This window comes from Streptomyces lothianensis, assembly GCF_047779955.1.
Lineage (GTDB): Bacteria > Actinomycetota > Actinomycetes > Streptomycetales > Streptomycetaceae > Streptomyces.
The window spans coordinates 44,259-66,121 of sequence record NZ_JBLMKT010000078.1 but is presented as its reverse complement, the minus strand read 5'-3'; the positions used below and the strand labels follow the sequence as shown (position 1 = coordinate 66,121).

General features: G+C 72.2%; 22 protein-coding genes and 1 riboswitch. Of the genes, 7 read left to right on the top strand and 15 right to left on the bottom strand.

Annotated elements, in window-relative coordinates:
* Positions 1-127 precede the first annotated feature (127 nt).
* Positions 128-268, bottom strand: a riboswitch (cobalamin riboswitch).
* Between the two features lie 161 nt (positions 269-429).
* The 7 genes from ACLF6P_RS28180 to ACLF6P_RS28150 form a co-directional block, all read right to left on the bottom strand.
* Positions 430-651, bottom strand: coding sequence for a hypothetical protein (locus ACLF6P_RS28180; protein WP_415954149.1), 222 nt, complete (start codon positions 649-651; stop codon positions 430-432).
* 33 nt (positions 652-684) lie between these two features.
* A complete protein-coding gene (locus tag ACLF6P_RS28175; protein ID WP_415954147.1) occupies positions 685-2,061 on the bottom strand; it encodes an inorganic phosphate transporter in 1,377 nt (458 codons plus the stop codon).
* Between the two features lie 303 nt (positions 2,062-2,364).
* On the bottom strand, positions 2,365-3,087 hold the full coding sequence (gene amaP / locus ACLF6P_RS28170; RefSeq protein WP_415954145.1) for an alkaline shock response membrane anchor protein AmaP: 723 nt from the start codon (positions 3,085-3,087) through the stop codon (positions 2,365-2,367).
* Positions 3,088-3,090: 3 nt separating this feature from the next.
* On the bottom strand, positions 3,091-3,921 hold the full coding sequence (locus tag ACLF6P_RS28165) for a DUF6286 domain-containing protein (protein WP_415954143.1): 831 nt from the start codon (positions 3,919-3,921) through the stop codon (positions 3,091-3,093).
* Positions 3,922-4,084: 163 nt separating this feature from the next.
* Positions 4,085-4,888 (bottom strand): enoyl-CoA hydratase/isomerase family protein, encoded by an 804-nt coding sequence (locus ACLF6P_RS28160; protein ID WP_415954141.1) that lies wholly within the window; start codon positions 4,886-4,888, stop codon positions 4,085-4,087.
* Between the two features lie 131 nt (positions 4,889-5,019).
* The gene (locus ACLF6P_RS28155) at positions 5,020-5,238 is read right to left on the bottom strand and encodes a helix-turn-helix domain-containing protein (protein WP_415954140.1); all 219 of its coding nucleotides are present in this window, start codon (positions 5,236-5,238) and stop codon (positions 5,020-5,022) included.
* Positions 5,239-5,599: 361 nt separating this feature from the next.
* Positions 5,600-7,198 (bottom strand): ABC-F family ATP-binding cassette domain-containing protein, encoded by a 1,599-nt coding sequence (locus ACLF6P_RS28150; RefSeq protein ID WP_415954139.1) that lies wholly within the window; start codon positions 7,196-7,198, stop codon positions 5,600-5,602.
* A 586-nt stretch (positions 7,199-7,784) separates the two neighbouring features.
* Here ACLF6P_RS28150 and ypfJ point away from each other — a divergent pair.
* Entirely contained in the window at positions 7,785-8,672 is an 888-nt protein-coding gene (gene ypfJ / locus ACLF6P_RS28145) for a KPN_02809 family neutral zinc metallopeptidase (protein ID WP_415954137.1), read from the top strand.
* Positions 8,673-8,705: 33 nt separating this feature from the next.
* On the opposite strand, the gene ACLF6P_RS28140 is transcribed toward ypfJ, so the two are convergent.
* The 3 genes from ACLF6P_RS28140 to ACLF6P_RS28130 form a co-directional block, all read right to left on the bottom strand.
* Entirely contained in the window at positions 8,706-10,217 is a 1,512-nt protein-coding gene (locus tag ACLF6P_RS28140; RefSeq protein ID WP_415954135.1) for a hypothetical protein, read from the bottom strand.
* An 87-nt stretch (positions 10,218-10,304) separates the two neighbouring features.
* Positions 10,305-11,432 carry an alpha/beta hydrolase gene (locus tag ACLF6P_RS28135; RefSeq protein ID WP_415954134.1) on the bottom strand — a complete coding sequence of 376 codons (1,128 nt, stop codon included), beginning with the start codon at positions 11,430-11,432 and terminating at the stop codon, positions 10,305-10,307.
* A 103-nt stretch (positions 11,433-11,535) separates the two neighbouring features.
* A complete protein-coding gene (locus ACLF6P_RS28130) occupies positions 11,536-12,204 on the bottom strand; it encodes a class II aldolase/adducin family protein (protein WP_415954132.1) in 669 nt (222 codons plus the stop codon).
* Between the two features lie 168 nt (positions 12,205-12,372).
* Here ACLF6P_RS28130 and ACLF6P_RS28125 point away from each other — a divergent pair, with 168 nt between their 5' ends.
* Positions 12,373-12,528 (top strand): hypothetical protein, encoded by a 156-nt coding sequence (locus ACLF6P_RS28125; RefSeq protein ID WP_415954130.1) that lies wholly within the window; start codon positions 12,373-12,375, stop codon positions 12,526-12,528.
* 27 nt (positions 12,529-12,555) lie between these two features.
* Here ACLF6P_RS28125 and ACLF6P_RS28120 read toward each other — a convergent pair whose 3' ends face one another.
* The 5 genes from ACLF6P_RS28120 to ACLF6P_RS28100 all read right to left on the bottom strand — a co-directional run bounded on the left by ACLF6P_RS28120 (position 12,556) and on the right by ACLF6P_RS28100 (position 16,436).
* Positions 12,556-13,356, bottom strand: coding sequence for an SDR family oxidoreductase (locus ACLF6P_RS28120; protein WP_415954128.1), 801 nt, complete (start codon positions 13,354-13,356; stop codon positions 12,556-12,558).
* An 80-nt stretch (positions 13,357-13,436) separates the two neighbouring features.
* Positions 13,437-14,222, bottom strand: coding sequence for an SURF1 family cytochrome oxidase biogenesis protein (locus tag ACLF6P_RS28115; RefSeq protein ID WP_415954126.1), 786 nt, complete (start codon positions 14,220-14,222; stop codon positions 13,437-13,439).
* A 174-nt stretch (positions 14,223-14,396) separates the two neighbouring features.
* On the bottom strand, positions 14,397-14,630 hold the full coding sequence (locus ACLF6P_RS28110; RefSeq protein ID WP_415954124.1) for a hypothetical protein: 234 nt from the start codon (positions 14,628-14,630) through the stop codon (positions 14,397-14,399).
* An 86-nt stretch (positions 14,631-14,716) separates the two neighbouring features.
* Positions 14,717-15,691: a DEDDh family exonuclease gene (locus ACLF6P_RS28105; protein WP_415954122.1), complete on the bottom strand. Its 975-nt coding sequence runs from the start codon at positions 15,689-15,691 to the stop codon at positions 14,717-14,719.
* Between the two features lie 109 nt (positions 15,692-15,800).
* Positions 15,801-16,436 carry a TetR/AcrR family transcriptional regulator gene (locus ACLF6P_RS28100; RefSeq protein WP_415954121.1) on the bottom strand — a complete coding sequence of 212 codons (636 nt, stop codon included), beginning with the start codon at positions 16,434-16,436 and terminating at the stop codon, positions 15,801-15,803.
* A 105-nt stretch (positions 16,437-16,541) separates the two neighbouring features.
* Between ACLF6P_RS28100 and ACLF6P_RS28095 the strand changes: the two genes are divergently transcribed.
* The 5 genes from ACLF6P_RS28095 (at position 16,542) to ACLF6P_RS28075 (ending at position 21,795) form a co-directional block, all read left to right on the top strand.
* Positions 16,542-17,387, top strand: coding sequence for an acetoacetate decarboxylase family protein (locus tag ACLF6P_RS28095; RefSeq protein ID WP_415954119.1), 846 nt, complete (start codon positions 16,542-16,544; stop codon positions 17,385-17,387).
* Positions 17,384-18,268 (top strand): SDR family NAD(P)-dependent oxidoreductase, encoded by an 885-nt coding sequence (locus ACLF6P_RS28090; RefSeq protein ID WP_415954117.1) that lies wholly within the window; start codon positions 17,384-17,386, stop codon positions 18,266-18,268. The genes ACLF6P_RS28095 and ACLF6P_RS28090 overlap by 4 nt, the downstream gene beginning before the upstream one ends.
* Positions 18,269-18,322: 54 nt before the next feature.
* Positions 18,323-19,639 carry an amidohydrolase family protein gene (locus ACLF6P_RS28085; protein ID WP_415954302.1) on the top strand — a complete coding sequence of 439 codons (1,317 nt, stop codon included), beginning with the start codon at positions 18,323-18,325 and terminating at the stop codon, positions 19,637-19,639.
* Positions 19,636-20,916: an amidohydrolase family protein gene (locus ACLF6P_RS28080; protein WP_415954116.1), complete on the top strand. Its 1,281-nt coding sequence runs from the start codon at positions 19,636-19,638 to the stop codon at positions 20,914-20,916. Before ACLF6P_RS28085 ends, ACLF6P_RS28080 begins: the two co-directional genes overlap by 4 nt.
* 156 nt (positions 20,917-21,072) lie before the next feature.
* Entirely contained in the window at positions 21,073-21,795 is a 723-nt protein-coding gene (locus tag ACLF6P_RS28075; protein WP_415954114.1) for a VIT1/CCC1 transporter family protein, read from the top strand.
* Positions 21,796-21,863: the final 68 nt, after the last annotated feature.

The following is a 21,863-nucleotide window of genomic DNA, read 5'->3' as shown; positions in this document are numbered from 1 at the left end:
CGCCGTCACGCCTCGAAGAATCCTCGGGCGGGAAGCGTTCGGTGTGCTTCCCGCGGCAGTCGGTCGAAGCGGCGGAACAGAGCAGCCGGGCATCGCGTCATGTCCTCACTCAGGGTGTCCGCGCCCTGGTTCGAAGGAAACGGCGGCGAGAGTTCCTGGCTCCCGGGAACGACTCCCCGGTCACAGTGGCGGGACCGCGCCGGATTCACACCGGCTTCCTCTGCTGCTGCCGTAATGGCTCCGGCAGTCCACCACGCACCGAGAACACCCGTCAACTCGGCGTTGACCTGCGGCTAAGGAGTGTGCGCAGACACACACCGGCGCACACGCGAGCGCCCCCTGACCGGCCCGGAACGGGCGGGACAAGGGGCGCGACGGTGCGGCCTCGGGCGGCGCGGTGAGCTGCCGCGGGCGAGACCCGGTACCGCCTCAGGCGACGATCAGGAAGATTCCGTACGAGATTGCCGCGACGCACAGTGCGAAGCAGGCGTATGCGCCCGCGCGGGCCAGGGCTGCCGAGCCGCCCTGTGCGGAGGCCGCCTCCTGCTTGGAGAGGCCGAGGATGCCCAGGGTGAACAGGCCCACGAGCGCCACCGTGGCCACGAGGCTGACGCCGAAGACGGAGCCCAGAGCTGCCCAGTCGATGTTCATGCTGCTGATTCCTTAACTGTCGGGCGAGCCGGTTCAGACGCTCGCGCCGGCCGGCTGCGAGGATTCGGCAGCGGGCTTCGGGGCCGGGACGGCCGCCTGGGATGCGGGCACATCGTCGTCGGCGGGGGAGCCGACGGAGGTGTCGGTCGTGGGGGAGCCGGAGGCGACGGTGCTGCCGGCCCCGGCGGCCATGGAGTTCTCGGCGGCGGCCTCCGCGGCCTCCGCGGCGACGGTCGGCGGCGGGGTCACCGCGGCGATCGCGGTGGTCACGACGCCCGACTCGGTGGTGGCGGGCTCGGTGGCCTCGTCCACGTCGTTGACGTTGGTGTGGTCGACCACCTGGCGGCGCGAGAGCAGCCAGATGGCGAGGCAGGAGGCCACGAGGAAGCTCGCGACGACCGCGACACCCCAGTCGCCCTGGCGGGCCACGAACTCGGCGCCCGCGGCGACCAGACCGGCGGCCGGCAGGGTCAGGCCCCAGGCGACGAACATCCGGGTCGCGGTGGACCAGCGCACGACGCCGCCCTTGCGGCCGAGACCCGCGCCCATCACGGCACCCGAGCAGACGTGCGTGGTGGAGAGCGAGAAGCCCAGGTTGGAGGAGGCGAGGATGACCGTGGCGGCCGAGGTCTGGGCGCTGAAGCCCTGCTGCGGCTGCAGGTCGGTGAGGCCCTTGCCCATGGTGCGGATGATGCGCCAGCCGCCCAGGTAGGTGCCGAGCGCGATCGCCAGGCCGGCGGAGACGATCACCCAGACCGGCGGGTTGGAGCCGGGCGCGAGGGCGCCGCCGGTGACCAGGGCCAGGGTGATGATGCCCATCGTCTTCTGGGCGTCGTTGGTGCCGTGGGCCAGCGAGACGAGGCCCGCGGAGGCGATCTGGCCGGCGCGGTAGCCCTTGGCCGAGGTCTTCTCGTCGACGTTCCTGCCGAGCCGGTACGTCAGCTTGGAGGCGTACATCGCGGCGAGACCGGCCACGATGGGCGCGGCGATCGCGGGGAGGAGCACCTTGGTGACGACGACGCCGCCGTTGACCCCGCTGAAGCCGATCGAGGCGATGGTGGCGCCGAGCAGGCCGCCCATGAGGGCGTGCGAGGAGCTGGAGGGCAGGCCGACCAGCCAGGTGAGGAGATTCCACAGGATGGCGCCGACGAGCGCCGCGAGGATCACTTCGGGTTGGATCCCCTCCTCGTTCACGAGGCCTTTGGAGATCGTCTTGGCGACCTCGACGGAGAGGAAGGCTCCGACGAGATTCAGGACGGCGGACATGGCGACCGCGGCCTTGGGCTTCATGGCGCCGGTCGAGATGGTCGTCGCCATCGCGTTGGCGGTGTCGTGGAAACCGTTCGTGAAATCGAACACGAGAGCTACGGCGATCACTATCGCAAGCAGCAGCGTGGCATCAGATGCCATATTCGACGATCCGTTTCAGGTTGCGGACGGTTGCTCAGACCACGACAGATTGCCGAAGCCTTCATGAACGTAGGGTCGTCGGGTGAACGGAAAGTGAACTGACGGGGGATGCAAGGCATACCCGACGGAGAGTCATCACACGGATACGCCGGACCCCCGCTGATCTGGGCGTCTCCTGCGGCGGAAGAACCCTTGGGAGCGCTGGAGCAAAGGGCGTTCCGGAACCTCGCGGGCGGTGCCCGGGCGCCCGGTGGAACCGCCCTGCGACATGGGGCGCACGTGGCCCTTGTCACGCCTGTTGCCTCAGTCGACTGCTCGGGATCCCGTACGGACGGCCCGCATCCGGGCCTTCGCCCGCAGGCGTGCCGTCGCCCGTCCCGACACCCTCGCCCGTCCCGACACCCTCGCCCACACGCGTGCCGTCGCCCGCCCCGACGCCCCCGCCCGTCCCGAAACCTTCGTTCGCCCCCGTGTCTGCGCCCGCATCCGCACCTGAGCCGGCAGCCGTTGGAGCCCGGCCGAGTCCCGTGCCGTCGCAAGGGCGTCGTGGGTCAGTGCGTGCAGGCTCGCGCGGGGATTCGCCCGGGCTTCGAGAGCGAGCTGGACGCGGGCCTGCGGCGCGTTGCGCCGCCCGACGAGCAGCACATCGGCCCGCCGCACCCCCTCCAGGTCCTCGGCCGCACCGGCCAGTACGCCGGCGAGGGCCCGCGCCCGCAGCAGCGCACCCTCCCCTTCACCGCTCTCCACGAGCACCTCCCGGAGCCGGTTGCGCCGGATCTGGGCCACGAGCGACCACACCATGAGCCCGAACAGCACCCCGAGCGCACCGAACACCGCGGGCCACCACCAGGTGTCCGCGCGAAACCGCTCGCGCGCCGATGCGGTGAGCAGTACGTCGCCCCGGGCCTCGTGGAACCACCACGAAGGCATCGGCCCGCCGAGACCGGCGACCAGCGCACCGCCACCGACGACCAGCAGCGTCAGCCCGACGAGACCGAGCAGCACGCGGTTGACGATCCGCAGCATCGCTCACGCCCCCTTCGCGAACGGCCCCGGCCGCCAGGACCGGCCCGGTCGCGCCACCGTCACGGACAGGGCGGGACCCGCCACCAGGCCGAGCGACCCGAGGCCGGCACCGAGCGCGGCATCGAGATCGGCACGTACGTCGTCGAGTGCGTGCAGGGGCGCAACGGCTCGCACGTCGACCTTCGACCGGCGCACCCGGACCCGTACCGACCGGACGCCCTCGACCCCCAGCGCACGCTCACGCAGCACGAGGGCGGCCGCCCCGGTGTCGAGCCAGGCACGCACCTCGCCGCTGTCGTCGCGCATCGGCAGGGCGGAGCGGTGGCCGGGGGCGGCCGCGCACACGAGCAGACCGGCGCCGAGCAGCACCGCGAGCCAGGCGGCGGCGAGCACCCAGCCGTCGTCGAGCGGCCGCCTGGCGAGCTGCTCGGCCAGTTCCCTGCGCCAGGTCATCGCGGTCCGCCCGGCCCGCACCGACGCGAGGTCGTAGAGCAGCAGCCCGGCGCCCGCCGCGAGCAGCAGCGCGAGCACGCCCGCGGGGATCCGGCGCACCGACCAGAGGCGGCCGCCGTCCCCGTCCCGGGCGGGGGAGCGCAACCGGCCGTAGCGTGCGGCGGACGCCGACTGGTCGAGCGTGCCCGGCTCCTCGGTGAGCGGCACCACGGCCGCCCCGGCCTCACGCGCTACGGCCGCAGCGGCCTGTCGCGCTCCGGCCGCAGCGGCCTCTCGCGCCTCAGGCTCCGCGGCCTTCTCCAGTACGGGCAGCCTCCGCGTCCCGCCCTCGCTGCCGGGACCGGGCGCCGCCGCCCGGTCCCCTTCGGGTCCTTCGCTCATCGCGTCCTCCCCACCGCCTGCGTCCGCTCTCCGGACGCAGCCGCTGCACCCGGACGGTCACTTCGGGAACAGCCATCCCCGCCAACGCCTCTACCCGTTCGGCGGCAGGAAGACGCACCCGCGGCACAAGCCGTCGTGGTACGGGGGAGGGCGCGTCAGGTGCTCAGTCCCCGAGCCCCGCGAGATCCCGCAGCCGCCGCCCCTGGGCGGCCCGCTCCGCGGTGCGCTGCTCCTCGTAGGAGTTGCCGACCGCGCCCTGCAGGAGTGCCTTCGTCTCGACCGCGGCGGCCCGCGGCGCGGCGAGCAGCGCGCCGGCCAGGTCGCGTACGGCGTCGTCGAGCTCCTCGCCGGGCACGACGAGGTTGGCGAGGCCGATCCGCTCGGCCTCCTCGGCGTGCACGAAACGGCCGGTGACGCAGATCTCCAGGGCCCGCGCATAGCCGACGAGCGAGACCAGCGGATGCGTGCCGGTCAGATCGGGGACGAGCCCGAGGCTGGTCTCGCGCATGGCGAACTGGACGTCCTCGGCCGCGACCCGCAGGTCGCAGGCGAGCGCCAGCTGGAAGCCGGCCCCGATCGCATGGCCCTGGACGGCGGCGATGCTCAGCACATCGCTGCGCCGCCACCACGTGAACGCCTCCTGGTACTCGGCGATGAGCGCATCGAGCTCCGCGTCATCGCCGCGTGCCATCTCGAGGAACGAGGGCTCGCCCTCGAAACCTTCGGGCGTGAAGGCCTGCCGGTCGAGACCGGCGGAGAACGACTTGCCCTCGCCACGCAGGACCACCACCCGCACGCTGCCCGGCAGGGCCCGGCCGGCCTCGGTCAACGCCCGCCAGAGTGCGGGACTTTGGGCGTTGCGCTTGGCCGCGTTGGCCAGGGTCACCGTGGCGAGCGCGCCGTCGATGGTGAGCCGTACGCCGTCCTTGTCGAGGACGACGGCGGGAGATGAATCGTTCGTGCTCATTGTGGTCTCCGAGGGAGTGCGGTCAGAACGGCGAACCGATAAGTGACTGCACAGTAACCACCCGGCCGGTCATCGGATCGGCCGGGTGGCCGCCACGAAGACCATGAGCATTCCGGCGGACGCCGGGAGTGTCAGGAAGTTGTCTTCTTGCCCCGGGTCGCCCCGCCGCGTCCCCGCAGCGTGACCCCGGACTCGCTGAGCATCCGGTGGACGAAGCCATACGAGCGGCCGGTCTCCTCGGCCAGCGCCCGGATGCTCGCACCGGAGTCGTACTTTTTCTTCAGGTCTGCCGCGAGCTTGTCGCGCGCGGCGCCGGTAACCCGGCTGCCCTTCTTCAGAGTCTCGGCCACCCGTGCCTCCTCATGGGAAGTGCGCTCTGGACTTCTCATGATCACCCCTCCCGAGCGTCCTGGCCACCCATTCGGCAAGGTCCGTCCGGCCGGAATTGATGCCTGCCGACAGTTCCTCACGATCGGAGGGAACAATTCCGGCGACCCCGGTTCACGCGATCACCCGCGGCCGTGAACGAACCGGCAGGTCAAGGCGCACAAGGTCAACCCGGGCCTCGCAGGGCCGGACGAACCCCCGATCCGGTGATCCACACACGGCGGTACTAGGCGATCTCACTCATACGAAGGATCACGCGTCAGCAGAATGATCCAGACGAAGTGGATCAGGCTCGTCCGATCGTGTTCCGGACGAGCCCTCGCGCTACGCCAGCGCCACCAGGTCCGCGTAGTCCGCGCCCCACAGGTCCTCGACACCGTCGGGCAGCAGGATGATCCGCTCCGGCTGCAGCGCCTCCACCGCGCCCTCGTCGTGCGTGACGAGTACGACCGCGCCCTGGTACGTGCGCAGCGCGCCGAGGATCTCCTCGCGGCTCGCGGGGTCCAGGTTGTTGGTGGGCTCGTCGAGCAGCAGCACATTGGCCGAGGAGACGACCAGCGTCGCGAGCGCGAGCCGGGTCTTCTCGCCGCCGGAGAGGACCCCGGCGGGCTTGTCGACATCGTCGCCGGAGAACAGGAACGAGCCGAGCGTCTTGCGGACCTGCACGAGATCGAGGTCGGGCGCCGCCGAGCGCATGTTCTCCAGGACGGTGCGCTCCGGATCGAGGGTCTCGTGCTCCTGCGCGTAGTAGCCGAGCTTGAGGCCGTGGCCGGGAGTGACCTCGCCCGTGTCGGGCTGTTCCACCCCGGCGAGCAGCCGCAGCAGCGTCGTCTTGCCCGCACCGTTCAGCCCGAGGATGACGACCCGGGAGCCCTTGTCGATGGCCAGATCGACATCGGTGAAGATCTCCAGCGAGCCGTACGACTTCGACAGGCTCTCCGCCGTCAGCGGCGTCTTGCCGCAGGGCGAGGGGTCGGGGAAGCGCAGCTTGGCGACCTTGTCGGACTGGCGCACGGCTTCGAGACCGGAGAGCAGCCGCTCGGCACGACGGGCCATGTTCTGCGCGGCGACCGTCTTGGTGGCCTTGGCGCGCATCTTGTCGGCCTGCGAGTTGAGGGCCGCGGCCTTCTTCTCGGCGTTCTGCCGCTCCCGCCTGCGGCGCTTCTCGTCCGCCTCGCGCTGCTGCTGGTACAGCTTCCAGCCCATGTTGTAGACATCGATCTGGGAGCGGTTGGCGTCCAGATAGAAGACCTTGTTGACCACGGTCTCCACCAACTCGACATCGTGGGAGATCACGATGAAGCCGCCGCGATAGGTCTTCAGGTACTCGCGCAGCCAGACGATCGAGTCGGCGTCGAGGTGGTTCGTGGGCTCGTCGAGGAGCAGGGTGTCGGCATCCGAGAACAGGATCCGCGCGAGCTCCACACGACGGCGCTGACCGCCGGAGAGCGTGTGCAGCGGCTGGCCGAGCACCCGGTCCGGCAGCCCGAGCGCGGCGGCGATGGTCGCGGCCTCGGCCTCGGCGGCGTAACCGCCCTTGGTGAGGAACTCGGTCTCCTGGCGCTCGTACTGGCGCAGCGCTTTGTCGCGCGTGGAGCCCTGGCCGGTGGCGATGCGCTGCTCGTTCTCGCGCATCCTGCGGATCAGGGTGTCGAGGCCGCGGGCCGAGAGGATGCGGTCGCGGGCGAGGATGTCGAGGTCGCCGGTGCGAGGGTCCTGCGGCAGATAGCCCACCTCGCCGGAGCGGGTGATGCTGCCGGCGGCCGGGATGCCCTCGCCGGCCAGGCACTTGGTGAGGGTGGTCTTGCCGGCGCCGTTGCGCCCGACGAGGCCGATGCGGTCGCCCTTGGCGACACGGAAGCTGGCGTTCTCGATGAGGATGCGGGCGCCGGCGCGCAGCTCGATGCCGGTGGCGGTGATCACGGGGCAGACTCCTGGGCGGGGTGGATAGGGGGTGTCCGGCGGATCAGGCCGGCGTAGGACTGCGGCGCCTTGAACGGCCTGGTGAGCGGTGGTCTGGTGCGTCCAGATGCAAGGCGGAGGAGGGAGTCGACGCGGAGCGTCGGCGATTGACGACAACGCAGCAGGTGGGCGCACCAGACCACCGCGTCGTCGGCATGATCCGCCGGACACCTCCTACGGCGAGGACAGGGCTGAGGGACGTGTCGACGCCGCCTAATGCGCGAGGAGAATGGCCATGCGGCAATTCTAACGGGGGGATGCAACTGCTTTTGAGGCCCGGTGTGGCGGCCGGTGCGAGGGCGGGGCGAGGGTGAGGCGGGGGCCAGGTGCGGGCCGGGCGGGACACGCCCGGCACCTGCGCCCCCGCCGGCAGAATGCCACGCCGGTGCGACCCGTACGCGGCACAAATGTGACCGGTGTCACGGGCCTGCTCGGCCGGGGCGGCGGCGTAGCCCGTTCGGTCCTCAGCTGGCGCCGCCGACCGCGGAGCGTTCCAGGATGAAGTGGCCGGGATGGAGGCATTCCGCGGCAGAAGGAGCGTGCGCCCGTGCAGTTCGACGACAACGCCCATCTGGACACCTCCCAGGTGCGGGACGTCCGCGGCAGCCGGATGAAGAACAAGGCGGCTGTCGGCGGCGGCTTCGCCGGCATCATCGCGCTGATCATGGGGCTCTTCTTCGGGGTGGGACCCGAGAACCTCGGCCTGGCCTCCGGCAACGAGGATCCCTCGGACAGCGCGTCGAGTGCCGCCCAGGTGCAGCAGACCTGCCGGACCGGGCAGGACGCCAACACCAAGGACGACTGCCGGATGGTCGCGGTGGTGAACAGCCTGCAGGACTACTGGAGCCAGGAGTTCCCGCGCCGCCGGGCCCGTTACAGCACCGCCCAGACCGTGTTCTTCACCAGCCGGGTCGACACCGCGTGCGGCGCGGCTTCCTCGGCGGTCGGGCCCTTCTACTGCCCCGGGGACCACAAGGTCTATCTCGACCTGGGCTTCTTCGACGAGCTGCGGACGAAGTTCGGTGCAAGCGGCGGCCCCTTCGCACAGGCCTACGTGGTGGCGCACGAATACGGGCACCACGTGCAGAACCTGGCCGGGACGCTGAAACGCGCCCAGGACGGGCGGACCGGCGCGAACAGCAACGCGGTCCGCGTCGAACTGCAGGCCGACTGCTACGCGGGCGTATGGGCCAAGCACGCGACGAGCACCCCGGACGAGGCCACGGGCCGGCCGCTCATCACCTCGCTCACGGACGCGGACATCCGCGACGGCCTCAGCGCGGCCGCGGCCGTGGGCGACGACCGGATCCAGGAGCGCTTCCAGGGCCGGGTGCAGCCGGAGAACTGGACGCACGGTTCGGCCGAGCAGCGGCAGCAGTGGTTCCACCAGGGGTTCCGCACGGGCGACATGGCGCAGTGCAACACGTTCAGGTGACCGGGACGAAGCCGCCTCCTGACGCGCGCGGGCTCACGCCCCGCCGGTGTGGACCTGGAAGGCCGCGCGGCGCACCGCCTTGGCGAGCGCGGGATCCGGGTGGGCGGCCGCCAGCGCGACCAGGACCTGGACCGTACGGGGGTGCCCGGCCGAGCGGACCTCGCTGAGCAGCTGCGGCACCGTCGGCTGCACCGCGGCCTCCAGATGCCGTACGAGCAGACTCGCCTCGCCGTGGTCGGCGACCGCCGCCGCCGTGTCCACCCACAGCCAGGTCGATTCCTCGCGGGTCAGCACGCTGTGCACGTCCTCGGGATCGCAGCCCTCCTGCTCGGCGAGCCAGATCAGCGCGTACGGGCGCAGCAGCAGCTCGTCGGCGGCTGCCCGCACCTCGGCCTCGGCGGGTGCGCCGACCACGCGCAGGGCCTCGAAGGCGAGCCCGCGCAGCAGTGAGTCGTCGCCCCTTGCCGCGTCGAGGAGTTCGCTGACGGCGCTGCCCACGGGGCGGGCCGCGAGCCAGGCGCGGTATTCGTCGCGGGCCACGCCCGGCCGCAGCCGCGCGCAGCCGCGGAGCATGTCCTCGGCGCCCTGCTCGATGTTCCCTGCGGGGCTCTGCGCGGCCACGATGATCTGTTCGAGCTTGACCCAGACCGCCCAGCTGCCGAGCGGCGTCATGGTGGCCTGCCGGGATTCGAGGCCCTTGCCGGGTCCGAAGTCCTCGTCGGAGTCGGGCCCCTTGCCGGAGTCGGACCCCTTGCCGGAGCCGGAGCCGGAGCCGGGACCGGGGCCGGGACCGGAGCCGGGACCGGCCTCCAGGGTCAGGGCGCCGACGGCGGCGAGCCCGCCCAGCGCCCAGTCGAGCAGCGGCGCCAGACCGGTCCCGACCGGGACCGGCTCGGGCCGTGGGCCGTACGGGATCTCGCAGCGTTCGTCGCGCAGTTCGGTGACCCGCTGGCCGAGCAGATCGAGCAGCTGCGACAGTGGCACCGGCCCCTGGGAGAGCTGCAGCACCGACAGCAACTGCGGTACGGCCTCGATGACTTCGGAGACGACGGCGGGCGCGAGCCCGGCGGGCGCGGGGTGCACCAGGGACCAGGCGTCGAAGAGGGCGACCCAGCCGCGCAGCACCGCCGAGTCGTCCCGGTCCCAGGCCCGCAGCCGCCATCCGGCCCGCGCGCTGTCCCCGTGGACCTCGATCAGACCGGCCAGCCGAGCGGTGTCCCAGTCGGCGCGCACCTGTCGCGTGCTCAAGTCCAGTGCGGCGGCGGCCTGTTCGGTGCTCTCCTCGGTGAGCAGGCCGCCGGGGGCGGTGCGCAGCACGTTCGGGTGACCTCCGCTGCCGGTGCCACCGGCCCAGCGGGCGATCCGCGCGGCGGCCGCGAGCCCTTCGCGCGCCATCCGGGCCAGCTCCGCGGGGGCCGGGGTGCCCTCGGGCGGCCGGGGTGCGGGCCTGCGCCGGGCTCGAGGGGGCGCTGCCGTGGGGACGGGCGCGAGGGAGCGCGGGCGGACGAGTCGGAGTCTGGAGTCGCGCGGGTTACGGGACGTCACGGGGGCAGTCTTCCCGCTCGGCCCGCGAAATCCCAATCGGGGGTGCGCTGTGGGGCCTTCGCCCGGTTCGACACGAGTTCGCGTCCCCTACAGCAGCGGCGTCAGGAACCGCCGCATCGTTTCCTCGTACCCCGCGGGATCCGCATTCCACATCGCCCCGTGCGAAGCGTCCGGCACGGTGTGCAGCGTGACCAGGTCCGGTCGGCGGGCGGCGAAGACGCGGCTCGCCTCCCAGGGGGCGACGGCGTCGTCGGGCCCGTGGAAGACGAGGACCGGAACGTCCAGCGATTCGGGTACGGCGGCCCCCGCGCCCCGGTCCCCGTGCACCCCGGTACGCCCTTGCGCGGCCCGCACCGCGAGCGGCAGCAGTACCCCCGGAGTACGCCCCGCGGCGGCGAGCGCCCGGACCGTGGCCTCCCAGTCGAGCACGGGCGAGTCGAGGACGAGGCCGCTGATCCGGTCCCGCAGCGCGGAGTGCCGGAGCGCGAGCAGGGCCATCGTGGCCCCGGTCGACCACCCGTGCACCACGATCCTCCGGGCCCCGTAGCGCACCGCGTACCGCAGCGCCGCGTCCAGGTCCCGCCACTCGGTCTCGCCGAGATGGGCGAGCCCGTCCGGCGAGCGGGGCGCACCGACGTCACCCCGGTACGCGAGCGAGAGCACGGGGATCCGCATGCCGTGCAGGAAGTCCATCACCACCATCGGATGCTCCCGGGTGGCGCCGAGCCCGTGCACGGCGATCACCCAGGTGTCCCGCTCCGCCGGCACGAACCACGCGGGCAGCCCGCCCAGCTCACCGGGAACGTCGACATCGGCGTGTTCGAGCCCCAGCGCGCTGCCCGGATCGCCGAGGTGGACCTGCGGCGTGAGCCAGACCCTGGCGCCCGCGTCGAGACTGCCGTGCGTGACCCGGTCGAGCCGCCGTACGACCGTGTCCGCGGTGTGCGGCGCGTCCTCGACGACCGGTCCGACGACCGCGTGGCAGCCGTGGCCGGTCAGCCCGAACACACCGGGACGCTGCGAGGCCAGGGCGCGGGTCAGCGCCACCTGGCGGGTGGTCGTGGCGTGCACGGTGAGCGGGGTCGTGCCGGGCAGCGGTTTGCCGGGCGGGAGCCTCAGGGCGGCATCGCTCGCAAGCCGGCCGGCCGCGAGCGCGGCCGCGCCGGCGCTGATCAGGGCGGTGACGGCTGCTGCCGTCGCGGTGGCGGGGCGCACTCGTCCAGTGTCGGTGCGTGCCGGGCGTGCGGCCAGTGGGAGCCATGGCACCCGCGGCGCCGGATGCCCGCCCGCAGGGTGCGCGCGGAAGGCCGCGGTGCGCTCAGGTACCGCGCTGCGGCTGCCCGTAGCCCCGCAGCTTCCGCGCCACTTCCTGCAGCTCGTCTTCGGCGAGCAGGCTCGGTGAACGGCCCGGCACGGAGCTCGCGGTCAGCCAGAGCCGGCACATCCATTCGAGTTGGGCGGTGCGGTCATAGGCCTGGTCGAGGCTTGCCCCGTAGGTGACCGTGCCGTGGTTCCGCAGCAGACAGCCGGTGCGGTCGCGAAGCGCGAGCCGTATGTTCTCGGCCAGTTCGGCCGAGCCGTACAGCGCGTACGGGGCCACCCGCACCACCCCGCCGAGCGCCGCGGTCATGTAGTGGATGGGCGGCAGCTCGTCGACCAGCGTCGAGACGGCCGTGGCGTGCACCGCGTGCGTGTGCACGACGGCCCGGGCGTCCGTGGACCGGTGGACCGTGAGGTGCAGCGGAAGCTCGCTGGTCGGCGTGAGCTCGCCGAGGACCTGCTCCCCGTCGAGGCGTACGCCCACCGCGTCCCTCGGCCCGAGCCGCTCGTACGGGACACCGCTCGGCGTGACCAGGACGAGTTCTCCCACGCGTACCGACACATTGCCCGAGGTGCCGACCACGAGGCCCTCGGCGGCGGATCTGCGGGCGGTCGCGACCAGTGCCGCCCAGGCCTGGTCGACGGTGTGCTCGGTCGGCTGCGTCATGGGGTGATCCTCGCAGGTGGCGCCGGGGCGGAGAATCCGGAGCGCGGGAGCCCGGAAGGGGGAGGAGGCGGATCCGCGTGCTCGCCGCCTCGACGGCGACGCTCGCCCTCACGGGAACGGCGCTCTTGGAGGCACCGGCCGCCGCGGCCGCCGGGTCGAGGGGGCACGATGTCTCCTCGCCGCCTGAGCCGGACCGGGATGGTCCGCTGGATCCGCTCCTGGCAGCACGACGACGGGGGCCGGCTGCCGGGCGGCCAGAACCTGTTCAACGGCTCCACGGCCCGGCTGAAGCGGTTCGCCCGCCTTCACCGGAGCAGGCCCTGAACGGTTGCCGGAGCAGGCCCTGCACGGTCAGAAGGACCGCAGCGCACCGCCGTCCACCGGCAGCATCACCCCCGTCAGATACGAGGCCGCGGGCGACAGGGCGAAGGCCGCCACACGGCCGAACTCCTCCGGGCTGCCGTAGCGGCCCAGTGGGATCCGGGACTCGGCCGCGGCGCGGGCGGCGGCCGGGTCGGGTGCGAGGCCGTCGAGCTGGCGCAGGCGGTCCGTGGCGATCCGGCCGGGCAGCAGCCCCAGGACGCGGATGCCGCGCGGGCCGACCTCGTCCGCGAGGGACTTCGCGAAGCCCGCGAGGCCGGGGCGCAGGCCGTTGGAGATGGTGAGGCCGCCGATCGGTTCGTGGACCGAACCGGACAGGACGAAACCGATCGCACCGCCCTCGCCGAGCGCGGCGGCCGCGGTGCGCGCGAGGCGTACCGCGCCGAGGAAGACCGCGTCGAAGGCGGCCTGCCACTGTTCGTCGGTACTGGACGCGGCCGTACCGGGCGCCGGGCCGCCGACGCTGATGAGGATGCCGTCGAAGCGGCCGAAGCGCTCGCGCGCGGTGTCGACGAGGCGCTGCGCGGCGGCCGGGTCGGCGTTGTCGGCGCCCACGCCCACCGCGTTCCCGCCCACCGCGTTCCCGCCCACCGCGTTCCCGCCCACCGCGTTCCCGCCGAGCGCGGCGGCCGCCTCGGTGGCGGCCTCCTGCGTACGGCCGGTGATCACCACCTTCGCGCCGTCCGCGACCAGCGCGGCGGCACTCGCGTGGCCGAGGCCGCGGGTGGCTCCGGTGACGACGTACACACGGTCCTTCAGTCCAAGATCCATGGACCCATCCTGCCGGGTGCGGCGCCGGGAGGGGAGCCAGGGGGGCGGGACTCTACGCGGGGATCAGGGGTGGCGGAACCCTACGTGGGCACCGGCTCGGCCTCCCCGTCCGCCGCCTGCTGCTCGCGCTCGCGCCGGTCGCGCACCTCGCGCCGTACGAGGAAGACCCAGCCGACCGGGACAGCCGCCGTGAACAGCCACCACTGGACGGCATACGCGAAGTGGTTGCCGATCGAGTCGTGGTCGGGCTCCGGGATCTGCTCGGGCGTTTCGCCCGCCGGATCGGTCAGCTCGATGTAGCCGCCGAGCACTTCCTTGCCGAGCAGCTCGGCCTGCTGCTCGCTGCTGATCAGCATCACCTGGCGGTCCGGGAGGCCTTCGAGGTCCTTGATGCCGGAGGCATCCGTGGTCTGCGAGGCCATCAGCCGGCCCGTCACCGTGCGCTCGCCCTCCGGGGGCGGCGGGACCTCAGGGAACTCCCTCTGGTCGGCAGCCGCGGGAACCCAGCCGCGGTTCACCAGGAGCACCTTGCCGTCCTGGAGGACGAACGGGGTGAGGACATGCACGCCGACCCGGTCGTCCGCGTTGGTACGACGTCGTACGACGACCTCGTGCGCGGCGTCGAAGCGACCGGTGGCGGTGACCGGACGCCAGTAGTCCTCGCGCGGCAGCGTCTCACCGGGGGCGGTCAGCTCCTCGACGGGGACGGGGTCGGCCTTGAGGCTCTGCGCGATCAGCGCGTTCTGTGCGACGCGCGCCTGATGCCGGTGCAGCTGCCAGAAGCCCAGTTCGATCATCACGGGGATGAGGACGAGGGCGAGGAGGGTGACGAACACCCACTGCCGGGTCAACAGGAAGCGGTACACGCCGTCGACGGTACCCCGGCGTGCGCGGACCCCCTGCGGGCGGGTCCCGAAGGGGGCCGAATCGGGCGGTAGGCGGTAGGCGGTAGGCGGTAAGCGGGCACTGCGACCGGCGAGTGGAGGTGGCTGGCGCCACACCCCGTGCGGACCGGCACGCACGGCCGCCGGCCCGCGCACTCACACCCGGTCGACGATGCCCACCCGCCCCTCCGCGCGCGAACAGTGCGCCCCGCAGTACCAGTGGCCCTCGACCTCCACGCCCTGGCCGATGATCTGGCACCGGCAGTGCTCGCAGATGGGCGCCATGCGGTGGATGGCGCACGAGAAGCAGTCGAAGACGTGCACCGCGCCCTGGGCGTGGATCTCGAAGCTCATGGAGTAGTCGTTTCCGCAGACCTCGCAACGTGCCATGGGCCACAGACTGGAGTCCGGGCCCGCGCGCGGCGGCGAGGCATGCGGGAGGGCGGGCCGACAATCACCCGGTCGGCTTCGCCGGATCACTCCGCCGCGGGCGCCACATCCCGCAGCAGTTGCCCGAAGGCCGCCTCGTCCACGATGGGCGTCCCGAAGTTCTTCGCCTTGACGACCTTGGACGTGCCCGAATCCGGATCATTGGTCACGAGCAGACTCGTCAGCCGCGACAGACTGGTCGCCACATGCAGCCCCGCCTCGACCGCACGGTCCTCCAGGAGTTCACGCTCGGTGGAGGTGTCGCCCGAGAAGGCCACTCGCATGCCCTGTCGCAGCGGCCGTCCCTCCTCGTACCGCCCCGGGTTCGGATACGGGCTCGGCGGGAGCTTGCGGGACTGGCGCCAGCTCGGCTGTGGCCGGTACTGGCGGCCGATGCCTTGCGATGCGGGCGCCGACGGGGTGGCGTTCCACTCCGTGAGCGGTCGGCACTCGTGCAGCGGCAGCCGCACCGCCCGCTGGGCAGCGGTCCGCAGGCTCGGCCGGAAGGCCTCCGCGAGCACTCGCGCGTCGTCGAGCGCATGGTGCGCGCGCTGCTGTACGACGCCGAAGTGCGCGGCCAGCGACTCGAGTTTGTGGTTGGGCAGCGGGAGCGACAACTCCTTGGCGAGCGCGATGGTGCACAGCCGCTGCCGTACGGGAGGGGTGAGCGCGGTCCGTGCGTACTCGCGGGCGATCATCTGCCAGTCGAAGACCGCGTTGTGCGCGACGAGCACGCGGCCGTCGAGTCGCGCCGAGAACTCCTCGGCGATCTGTGGGAAGAGCGGCGCGCCTGCGAGGGCCTCGCTCGTCAGACCGTGGATCCACACCGGGCCGGGATCGCGCTCGGGGTTGACCGTGGTGTACCAGTGGTCCTCGACCTCGCCGCGTGCGTCGAGCCGGTAGACGGCGGCGGAGATGATGCGGTCGTCGCGGGCGAGACCGGTGGTCTCGACGTCGACGACCGCGTACCCCGACGGGTAGGCGGCCGGCCACGGTGCTGCGGCGGTGGGGTCTTCGAGCATGGTGCACGAGGATAAGGCCCGAGACTGACAAGACGGACAGCGGGGCCGAACCGTACGCCGTCCTTCGGCGCTCCCTCATCGGAGCCGAGCGGTGGGCGCAGTGCTGGATTCAGCGTGACAAGGGCCCCAACAGGCCCTCCACCATGGCCCGTACGGAGAGCAGGAAGAGGCGCTCCGGGTCCGGCGGCGCGGCGAGGCCCTTGGCGAGGCCCGGATCGTGCTCGGCCGCATCGGCATCCCACAGCGACTCGTCGCCGGGGTACTGGACGGGGGCCCGCTCGCGGTTGCGCTCCACCAGGACGAAGCCGACGACCTGGAAGAGCAGCGAGCGCACGACCTCGGCGGCCCGGCCCCCGCGCAGTCCGGCCGCGTGCACCTCGTGCACCAGGGCCTGTGTGGCGGGCTGGAACATCCGCTCCGTCAGGCCGCGTTCGTGGACCATCGCCACCAGATGCGGATGCCCGAGCAGTTGACCGCGCAGAGCACGCGCCACCGAGACGATCCGGCTCGCCGGCGTGCGCCCCTGCGCCCGGATCTCCCCGAGATCCGCGACCGTGCGCTCGACCAGGGCGTCGAGCAGGGACTCGCGGTTGCCGACATGCCAGTAGATCGAGGTGACCGCCGTGCCGAGCCCGGCGGCCAGCTTGCGCATGGTCAGGGCGCGCGGGCCGTCCTCCCTGACCATCGCGGCGGCGGCGTCAAGGACGTCGTTCCGGGTGAGTGCACGCTTCGGTGCTTCGGCCATCAGTCCCCCAAGTTCCGTTTTCCGCACGGCTCTTCACTCTTCATCGCGGGCGGTGTAACAGTGTTACAGAGTCGCCGGAACACCCCCAGCGAAGGGCGGTACGCCATGGCACGAGTACGGTACGGCGCGCGCACCGAGGCCGAGATCCGGGCAGCGCGCGAGAAGAGTTCCAAGCTCCCCGACATCTGGTCGACCGGTGTGGTGGCCGTCTGGGAGAGCGATCCGGACGCGGTGGCCGCCGTACTCCCGCCCCCGCTCAAACCCACCGGGCGGCCGCTGGTACGGGCGAACATCAGCAAGGTCGACCTGCCGGGCTACCCCCTCGGCGCCGGATCGGTCGCGGTGGCCGCCGAGCACGACGGGGTCGAGGGCTGGTACCCGCTGGTCATGCCGATGACCCACGAGCGGGCCCTGATCGGCGGCCGGGAGGTATTCGGCGAGCCGAAGAAGCTCGGCGAGGTCTCGGTGGACCGCGACGGGCTGATGGTGAACGCCAGGCTGGCCCGGCACGGGATCGCCTTCGTGGAGGTGCGGGGAGCGGTCAGCGGTGAGCTGCCGGTGCCCGAGCCGGTCCGCAAGACCGACTTCTACTTCAAGTTCCTGCCCGCCGTGGACGGCTCGGGCTTCGATGCCGAACCGGTCCTCGTGCACTGCACGCGCAACGAGAAGGTGCGCAGGCTGGAGCGGATCACCGGGGACGTGGTGCTGCGGGAGTCGATGTTCGACCCGGTCGCGGATCTCCCCGTACGCGCGGTCGTGGAGATCACCATCGGCGAGAAGACCGCCGACCAGCAGGGCAGGGTCGTCGAACGGGTCAGCGCCCAGGCCCTCCTGCCGTACATCCACCAGCGCTACGACGATCCGCAGCAGATCCTCGACGGGCCCCCGGAGGGCAGCGAGCAGGCGCCGGGCGGCGAGCAGACGGGCGGACAGCAGGGGAGTGGCGCATGAAGCTGGAAGCCGGACAGGTGGCCGTCGTCACCGGCGCCGCGAGCGGGATCGGGCTCGCGATGGCGCGGCGTTTCGCGGCGGACGGGCTCAAGGTGGTCCTCGCCGATGTGGAGGAGGGCGCCCTGGACAAGGCGGCCGCGGCCCTGCGCGAGGACGGCGCCGACGTGCTCGCCCGCGTCGTGGACGTCTCCGACCGGGACTCCGTCCTCGCCCTCGCCGATGCCGCCTACGAGACGTACGGCGCCGTGCACGTCCTCTGCAACAACGCCGGTGTCGGCTCGGGGGCCGAGGGCCGGATGTGGGAGCACGAGCCCAACGACTGGAAGTGGGCCTTCGCCGTCAACGTCTGGGGCGTCTTCCACGGCATCCAGGCCTTCGTGCCGCGGATGATCGCGGGCGGCGGGCCCGGCCACGTCGTCAACACCTCCTCCGGTGACGGCGGGATCGCCCCGCTGCCCACCGCCTCCGTGTACGCGGTGACGAAGGCGGCCGTCGTCACGATGACGGAGTCGCTGTACGCGCATCTGAAGGCGGAGGGCGCCCGGGTGGGCGCGTCCGTCCTGTTCCCGGGCCCGCACATGCTGCGCACCGGTCTGTGGGAGTCGCACCGCAACCGGCCCGAGCGCTTTGCGAAGCAGCGGCCGCGCAGGACGCCGTACCGCAGCCTCGACCAGTGGGAGGCGGCGATGAAGGAGGCCGGGAACGAGGTGCGGTTCACGCCGGTCGAGGAGGTCGCCGACTTCGTGGCCGAGCGCATCGAGGCCGGGAGTTTCTGGATGATTCCGGCCGGCGGGCACAGCGACCGGCAGATCAGGGCGCGTTCGCAGTCGATGCTCGACCGTGCGAATCCCGCGTATCTCGAGAGCTTCATCCTTGACTAGGGGGCACCCGTGAGCGATGCACGAGATGCACAAGGCATACAAGACATACGAGACATACGAGGTGCACGAGGCGCACGAGGCGCACAAGGCGCGCAGGATCCGTATCTGATCATCTCGTCGGACTGTCATGCGGGGCTGCCGACCGAGGAGTACCGGCCGTATCTGGACTCCCGTTTCCATCCGCAGTTCGACGAGTTCCTCGCGGGCCGCGACCGGCGCCGCGAGGAGATGACCCGGCTCGGCGTCCGCAACGAGGCCTTCGCCGACAAGTGGTTCCACGACAACGAGGAAGGGCTCAGAGGCGGCTGGGACGTCGCCCAGCGCCTGAAGGAACTCGACGGCGACGGGGTGGCCGCCGAGGTGGTCTTCCCGGACGCCGACGCCGTCGACAGTCAGACCGCCGCGCCCTTCGGCGTGGGCCTCGGGCTCTCCGGCGACCAGGACCCCGCACTCGGCATGGCAGGCGCGCAGGCGCACAACCGGTGGCTCGCGGAGTTCGTGAGCCGGCACCCCGAACGGCACTGCGGAGTCGCACTGCTGCCGATCACCGCCGAGGTGGACACGGTCGTCGCCGAGATCCACCGGGCCAAGGAATCCGGGCTCGGCGCGCTGATGATCCCCTCCATGTGGGTGGACCACCCGCCATACCACGACAGCCGCTACGAACCCGTCTGGGCCGCGGCCGCCGAGACGGGCATGCCGCTCGTCACGCACTCCGGTGCGGCGCCGCGCCACGAGTACGGCGAGCATCTCGGGATCTACGTCAGCGAGGTGACGTGGTGGCCGGCGCGGCCACTTCACTTCCTGATCTGGTCGGGCGTCTTCGAACGGCACCCGGGGCTCAGGTTCGGGGTGGCGGAGTCGGGATGCTGGTGGCTGCCCAACCTCCTGTGGTTCATGGACCGTCTCTACCTCGGCGCGCACGGCGGCAAGAAGCTCTCGCCGTTCTCCGAGCTGAAGCGGCCGCCGAGCGAGTACCTGGACCGCCAGGTCTTCGTCTGCGCCACCAACACCAAGCGGCGCGAACTCGCCCAGCGCTACGAGATCGGCGTCGACAACATCCTGTGGGGCTCCGACTTCCCGCACCCGGAGGGCACCTGGCCCGACACCCGCAACTGGCTCAGGAACACCTTCCACGACATCCCGGTGGCCGAGACCCGGCGGATCCTCGGCCTCTCCGCCGCCGAGGTCTTCGGTTTCGACACCGCGGCACTCGCCCCCGTCGCCCGCCGTATCGGCCCCACGCCCGCCGATCTCGGCCAGCCGGCGGACCAGAGCGCCGTCGAAGCCTCCTGGGCCCGCTCCCGCGAGGTGGGGCGGCACTGGCTGACCGGCAACGACTTCCCGGTGACGGGGGTGAGCACGCCATGAGCACGCCCGGAAGCCCGAACAGCACGGCGGCGAGCGGCGAGGACCGCTACACCGTCATCTCCGCCGACTGCCACGCCGGCGCCGACCTCCTCGACTACCGGCCCTATCTGGAGTCCAGGCACCACGAGGCCTTCGACGCCTGGGCGGCCACCTACGTCAACCCGTACGAGGACCTGCTCGCCGACACCGCGGACAAGAACTGGAACTCCTCCCGCAGGATCGCCGAGCTGGAGGCGGACGGCATCGTCGCGGAGGTGGTCTTCCCCAACACCATCCCGCCGTTCTTCCCCTCCGCGTCCCTGATGGCCCCCGCACCCACCCGCGAGGAGTTCGCACAGCGCTGGGCGGGCCTGCGCGCCCACAACCGCTGGCTCGCCGACTTCTGTTCCCTCGCACCCGGCCGCCGGGCGGGCGTCTTCCAGGTGCTGCTCAACGACGTGGACGAGGCGGTCAGGGAGATCCGCTGGGCCCACGAGGCCGGCCTGACGGGCGGTCTGCTCCTGCCCGGCACACCGCCCGGCTCCGGCCTGCCCGAGCTCTACTCGCAGCAGTACGACCCGATCTGGGCCACCTGCGCGGAACTCGGCGTCCCCGTCAACCACCACGCGGGCTCCGCATCCCCGCCGCTCGGCGACGAACCGGCCGCACGTGCCGTGTTCATGGTGGAGACCACCTGGTTCTCACACCGGGCGCTGTGGCATCTGATCTTCGGCGGCGCCTTCCGCCGCCACCCCTCACTGAAACTGGTCCTCACCGAACAGGGGTCGGGCTGGATCCCCGGGGTCCTGGACATGCTGGACTACTACCACGCCCGCCTCGTGAAGGCCGCGACGAAGGCGGCGGGCCCGAAGGCGAACACCGCCGAGGCCAAATTCGGCCAGGGCCTCGCCGCCTCCATGGGCAAGGGCCCCAGTGAGGTCTGGGCCGAGAACTGCTTCGTCGGCGCCAGCTTCATGCGTCCGCACGAGGTGCCGCTGCGTGAACGCATCGGCCTCGACAAGATCATGTGGGGCAGCGACCACCCGCACGACGAAGGCACCCACCCGTATACGCGGGAGGGCCTGCGCATCGCCTACGCGGGGCTGCCGCCTCAGGAGGTCGCGGCGATGGTCGGCGGCAACGCCGCCCGCGTCTACGGCTTCGACCTCGGCCTGCTCGACCCGGTCGCGGCGAAGGTGGGCCCGACCGTGGCGGAGATCGCCGAGCCGCTCGACCAGCCGCCCGCCGACGCGACCTCACCCGTCTTCGCACCCGGGGGCAAGGTCCGCGTGTGGTGACGTGGACGTTGCCCCGGACGCTCCCTGTGGAGTGATCCGTACGGGCTCCGTCGGGAGTGACCGGTGCGGGCTCCGTGCGGAGTGACCGGTACGCGCCGAGCGGCACACCCCGCGTGGATGCACCGTCATGCCGGGAGGGCGTGAGAACCTCCCGGCATGACCAGCGAAGCCGGGCGGCCCGGCCACACCGAGCACCACGGCTCAGGGATGGCCACCCGCCTCAACTGGCTGCGGGCCGCGGTGCTCGGCGCCAACGACGGCATCGTCTCGACCGCCGGCCTCGTGGTGGGCGTGGCGGGCGCCACCTCCGACCGCTCCACCCTCCTGACCGCGGGCCTCGCCGGACTGCTCGCCGGCTCCATGTCCATGGCGGCCGGTGAATACGTCTCCGTATCGACCCAGCGGTCCTCCGAGCGCGCCGCCATCGCCCTGGAGAAGCGCGAACTGCGCGAGGAACCCGAGGCCGAACTCGAAGAGCTGGCCGGCCTCCTCGCGGCCCGCGGCCTCACCCCCCAGGTGGCGCGCGAGGCCGCCGAACAGCTCACCGCGAAGGACGCGCTGCGTGCCCACGCCCGTGTGGAGCTCGGCATCGACCCGGACGAGCTGACCAACCCCTGGCACGCGGCGGGCGCCTCCTTCCTCGCCTTCACCGTCGGCGCCCTGCTCCCGCTCCTCGCGATCGTCCTGCCGCCGTCCTCCCTGCGGCTCGCGATCACGGTCGCCGCCGTCCTCGCCGCCCTGTGCTGCACGGGCTGGTGGAGCGCCCGCCTCGGCGCCGCCCCGACCGGTCCCTCCGTGCTGCGCAACGTGGCGGGCGGCGCGCTGGCGATGGCCGTGACGTACGCCGCGGGCTCGCTGCTCGGCGCGGTGGGGGTGTGAGGCCCTGACCTGAGGGTCTGTTGGCGGAGTTCGCCAACAACAGTCGCGTACCGCCGGTAATACTTGTC